This window comes from Clostridium sp. UBA6640 (genome assembly GCF_002455975.1).
In the GTDB taxonomy this organism is placed as follows: domain Bacteria; phylum Bacillota; class Clostridia; order Clostridiales; family Clostridiaceae; genus Clostridium_J.
Window position 1 is genome coordinate 42,006 of the sequence record NZ_DKLM01000086.1, and the last position, 5,708, is coordinate 47,713.

General features: G+C 25.7%; 3 protein-coding genes. All 3 read right to left on the bottom strand.

Annotation, left to right across the window (positions count from 1 at the left end; all coding sequences use genetic code 11):
* Positions 1–104: 104 nt before the first annotated feature.
* The gene (gene holA / locus B2W91_RS10195) at positions 105–1,133 is read right to left on the bottom strand and encodes a DNA polymerase III subunit delta (protein WP_291580510.1); all 1,029 of its coding nucleotides are present in this window, start codon (positions 1,131–1,133) and stop codon (positions 105–107) included.
* A 169-nt stretch (positions 1,134–1,302) separates the two neighbouring features.
* A complete protein-coding gene (locus B2W91_RS10200; protein WP_291580512.1) occupies positions 1,303–3,030 on the bottom strand; it encodes a ComEC/Rec2 family competence protein in 1,728 nt (575 codons plus the stop codon).
* Between the two features lie 125 nt (positions 3,031–3,155).
* Positions 3,156–5,192: a methyl-accepting chemotaxis protein gene (locus B2W91_RS10205; protein ID WP_291580513.1), complete on the bottom strand. Its 2,037-nt coding sequence runs from the start codon at positions 5,190–5,192 to the stop codon at positions 3,156–3,158.
* Positions 5,193–5,708 lie beyond the last annotated feature (516 nt).

Below are 5,708 nucleotides of genomic sequence, written 5' to 3' on the forward strand. Positions count from 1 at the left end.
ATCGTCAATTCTCAATTGCATAAATATAAGCCAAAACAATTTGTTAACACAATTTTCTAAGTGTATGGATTAAATTTAGGAATAGTACATCTATAATCCATATTTTATATCATTGAATTTAACATAAAAAGCTCTAAATGTATTTTATTATCACTGGTTGAGCTTTTAATTAATTTTTCTGTTTCAACACAAAGTTTCAAATTTCTTTTTAAGGCTTGCATAGAAAACTTTTTACTTTGCTTAATCATTTTTTCTGCGATATAGGGATGTAATCTATGTTGTTTTGAAAGCTCATCTGCTTTTATGCCGCTATCACTGCCTAGTCTTAGCGCCAGCAATAGTTTGAACTGTCTTTGTATCATATGTAAAATAACAGGAATTTTTTCTCCCTTATAGATTAATTCATTAACTATATCCATAGACTTTTTAATATTCTTTTGAGATAAACAATCCACAAGATTAAAGATATCATTTTCATTTTTAGGTGGTATTAAAGCTAATATATCATCTTTAGTTATTTTTCTATCTTCAGTATAACAACATAGTTTTTCTACTTCATTTGTTATTATATTCATATTATTTTCTACAAGACTACAAAATAAACTTAATTCAGACTTATCTATCTTCTTACCCTTATCCTCAAAAATAGTTTTAATTTTATAGTATAAATTGTCCCCCTTTAATTTATCAATTTTTACTACTGTAGCCTTTTTTTCTAACTTTTTAACTTTATTACTTACCTTTTCTCTATCACTTTCAAAAACATAATACATAATTAAAGTTGAATAATCCGGAAGGGTTTCTACGTATTTTAATAAATTATTAAAATCTACTTTTTTCCCATCAGATGAGGTTTTATAGCTATCTTCTAAAAATATAGCTCTATAAATTTCTATAACTTTTTTTTCACTCATAAAAGGCATAGTTTCACAGCAATTAATTATAGTGTCATTATCTACTTTTTTCCCGTCTAGTCTAATAAAATTTAAATCTCTAAAATTTTCATCTATACTTTTAGATACTATAGTCTTTATAGATGTTCTTATTAAATTTTCATCACTTCCACAAAAAATATAGCAGTTGTCAATTTTACCTTTTTTGATCTTTTCTTCAAATTCTACTAAAGTAAGCAAAGTTTACTCTCTCCTTTTTAACAATAACTTATACAATTTTAAGATTATGATTAATAGACATTATAAATAAAATTTATAATGTCAGCGTGATATAAAATAAGCTAATATACTAACTAGTTTTTATAAAGATACTTAACTATTTATAACAAGTTATTAACTGTATAAGTTTCTAATAATGGTATTCAAATATACTATCTTTGATAATCTTATACCTTTTATACACCACACCATTAAAACCATATTCATCTTCTTTAATAAATTTTATTTTATCATAATTATCTTGAATTTGTTTGTTTTTATTAGTTGTAAATAATATTTTATTGTTTTTAGAGTAGATTATCAAATCTAAATCTCCTCTATTAGGAGTTGCAATTATTTTATAATCATTTTTTAAATTAATAGTAGTCTCATTATTAATTTCATCATATATATCATCTACGCTAATAGAAGATTTAATTTTTGATAACTTTATTACTTTATTGCTAAGTAAAACACTTTTATTTTTATATTTAACATTTATTATATTGTGATTTTTTTCTTTTATATAACTAATTTCAGGATAAAAAGAATAATTACTAACAAGAGTTATTAAAAAGAATATTATAGGAACATATAATGAGTTTTTATATTCTTTTTTATACAATATATAGGAATAATATAGTGTAATTACAACTAGAGCTTGTATATAAGTAATTTTTAAAACATCCAACATATTCTTTACAAAAATCCCCTCAGCTGTATTTATTATAAATAATAATGAAGTTAATACATAATTAATCAATTTAAATATAAATCTAGCGTTTAATAGCAATAAAGATATATTTCCTAATATAATAAGTATACTATAGAAAGGTATCAATATTAAATTGCTAACAATACCATTAAAGCCTATAGTGTTCGTATTTAGAGCTAAATAAGGTAACGTAAATATAAGTGCTGATAGAGTCATAGATATTGAGTTTTTAATAACATTTGGTAAAATATTTAATTTATCTCTTATATGTCCATAGGTAGTTGTTATTCCTATCACTGCTAAAAAAGACAACATAAATCCCATATCTAAAATATAGTATGGTCTAATTAATAAAAGTATTATTGCCGCAAAAGATATACTAGATAAAGTATCATAATTTCTTTTTATTACTCTAGACATTATTAAAATAGAAATCATGATAAAAGCTCTCACTGTTGAAGCATTCATTCCCGTTATTATTACATAAATAAAAGTTATTATAATTGCTATTTTATAACCAAACATTTTTTGAAGCGCTCCGTATATGGCTGCAATGTGAAATCCAGAAACACTAATAATATGGGATATACCTAATATATTCATATTATTTTTTTTACTATAAGAGAGATAATCTTTATCTCCTAAACAAAGCGCCATTATTAGTGCAGAATTTTCTTTTCCTTGATAAATTAATAGTTTTCTAAATATTCTCCTTTTATATTCCTCTATTTTAGATATAATATCTTTCTTGATTTCAAAAGACCTAACACTATAAATTCCTATTATACCCTTATCGTATATAGGCTTTTTCATATAAGTTCCCTTACATACTAATATATCACCTTTATTAATACCTTTTAAATCTCCTTCTATAAGTATTTTTCTATTATGTATACTAGCTATAGTTTCATAATTGTTTACTTCAGTAACTCTTAAAGTTTGATTTTGTCCTAAAGTGAAATTAAAATATATAAAATAACTAACTATACCAGCTATTAAGAAACTACATACTAAAATAAAATATCTTTTATTGACAGTTTTATAGATTATTATTAAAAATAATCCAATTAATATAAAAGATAAATATATTGAATTTAATAATAAATAACATATAAAAGCACCTAAAAACAAAGCAAAGCTATAATAAACTAATGGTCTATCCATAATCTCCCTCTTCGATAAATTATTTATTTCAAGCTTTGACCAATATATAATAGCTTATACACTTTTTGGTTCATATTAAAATTAAAAGGAATACTAATAAATTATATTAGTATTCCACAATATGTTTAGAAATTTTTAACTTTAAATAACTCCACTAATTTCTTCATGCTATTGGTCATAGTAGAAAGCTCCTGAGCTAAAGCTGATACTTCTTGAGTAGATGCACTTACTTCTTGGGAAGTTGCAGCAATTTCCTCAGATGAAGCTGATACTTCTTCTGCTACTGATGAAGTTGCTTCTACCCTTTCTATTATATCATTTTTCCTATTATTTATTTCCATTGCTATCTTAGTTGTTTCCTCAATTTTAGGATTTATACCATTTACAGCCTTTGTTATTTCTCCAAAAGATTCTATTGCTGTTGTTATACTACTTCTTTGAGTTAATAATTGATTACTTACTACATCAGTGGTTTCAACCATTTTTTCTGTATCTTGGGATATAGTACTTATTAACTTAACTATATTTTCTGTTGAGTGCTTACTTTGCTCTGCTAATTTCCTTATTTCATCTGCTACTACCGAGAAGCCCCTGCCTGCTTCTCCTGCTCTAGCTGCTTCTATAGCTGCATTAAGCGCTAGTAAATTTGTTTGATCTGATATTCCCTTTATTAATGTAGTTATTTCATTTATCTTGTTTATATTTCCTTCTACATTTTGTATTTTTTCTACTAATTCACTAAATGATTCTGTTACAGTATCTACTGAACTTATGACACCACTCATATCTTTATTACTATCATTAGCTTTTATATGAATTTCTGAAGTTCCATTTTCAATAACCTTTACTGATTTTAGTACATTATCAAGTTGAATATTAAAATCATTTAATATTGAAACTATATATACTAAATCTCCCGATTGGGTTTCCATTCCTTTAGCTACATCTTGTACTGAAGTTGCAACATTATCAATAGAACTAGACATCTCTACTGATAAACTTGATAAGCTTTCCGTATTTTCATCAATTGCAAAAGCATTATTTTGTACAGTACTTATAGCCTCGCTCATAGATATCTGCATTTTCTCAATAGCTTTTCCTATATTAGTAAATTCATCACCACTGTTTAATAATTTTTCTGATACTTCTTCTGTAAAGTCCCCTGATGCTAATACTTCTAAATGTCCTACAGTAGTAGATACAGACCTTTTAATTGATTTTGTTAGTAATAATGTAAATATTATGCTTATTAATACTGCTACTATTGAAATTATTGTTATCATATTTTCAGTTTTATTTATGCCTGCCATCACTTCCTCAGCATCAATAAATATACCTACTGACCAACCTGTAGTGGCAATAGGAGAATAAGCTACATATTGTTGTTGTCCTTGATTAATACATAATTCAGCATTTGTTTTACCACTAATCATCTTTTCGCAAACAGCAGCCATTTCTTTTAACTCTTCATTATCTTTTGACATCTCTATTATATTGTCTCTTCTCTCTACTACTTGTGGATTAGGATGCGCAGTAATGTTTCCGCTTTTATCAAGCATGAAAGATTTTCCTGTTTCTCCAAAAGTGACTTTGGATATCATTTCATTAATTCTCTTTAAATCTCTTGTTGCAACTAAAACCCCTTTAACTCGCCCATTATTATCTTTAATAGGTACTGAGTAAACTATTACTGTTTCTTCACTTATTTTACTCACAAGAGGTTCACTTACTGCAATCCCCCCTGATAAAGATTTTTTAAAATACTCGCGATCAGAAATATCTTCGCTAGCTCCATCGGTATAGTAAGCCTTTCCATTAGTCTCAACAAACCCCATTCTAAGGTGACCTTTTCTTTCTGTTTCAGGTTTAATAAGGTTCACTTTTTCTTTTATAGGTACATTGGTATCTATTAACTCTTTCGAAATTGCTATTGCTTCTAAAGAGTCTATAGTTCCTTTTATATAGTTATCTATAGAATTAGCAGCATTTGTTGCCACTTCTGGTAAAGTCAAGCCTAGAATATTAAGTGCAGATTCTTCCGACAATCTTACTGATTGTGTTCCTAATACACCACTAACTAAAAAAATTAGTATTCCAAAATAAAAAGCAAGTTTTGTACCTATACTCTTAAACTTTAGTTTAATTTTTGTTTTTTTCTTCATTAATATATCCCCCCATAGCTCTAAATAACAAACTACCGATATAAATTATGTTCGTCTATAAAACAGTATACTTTATACCTTTTGTTAACTTTTTATTAACCTTTTGTTAACCTTCTCAGTTTTATTAGAAGTTTTTGAGAAAAAATATAATAGTTAAAATTGCAATCATTAATGCTTTTTTATCATTCATATTTTCTCCCTATAAATAAACATCCAGCAATTCAATATTATATCAAAAATTGTATAATTTTGAAATGACAAAATTAAAAAACTGTTTGATAAATTCATTGCTTGTTGCTTAATCAATTTCCTTGATTGTTCATATAACTTATTAGGTTTTTTAATATAATCTAATAAGTTAGGATTATTAATTCTTCTTTCTAATTAAATAGAATTTTACTATTAACAAAATTTTTATTTATAATGTTTAAATTTATGATAATTTTATCTATATATTTTTTTATATGTAAAAAGGTAATGTATAAATACATTACCTCAGAGTGTCGACAAAGTCGA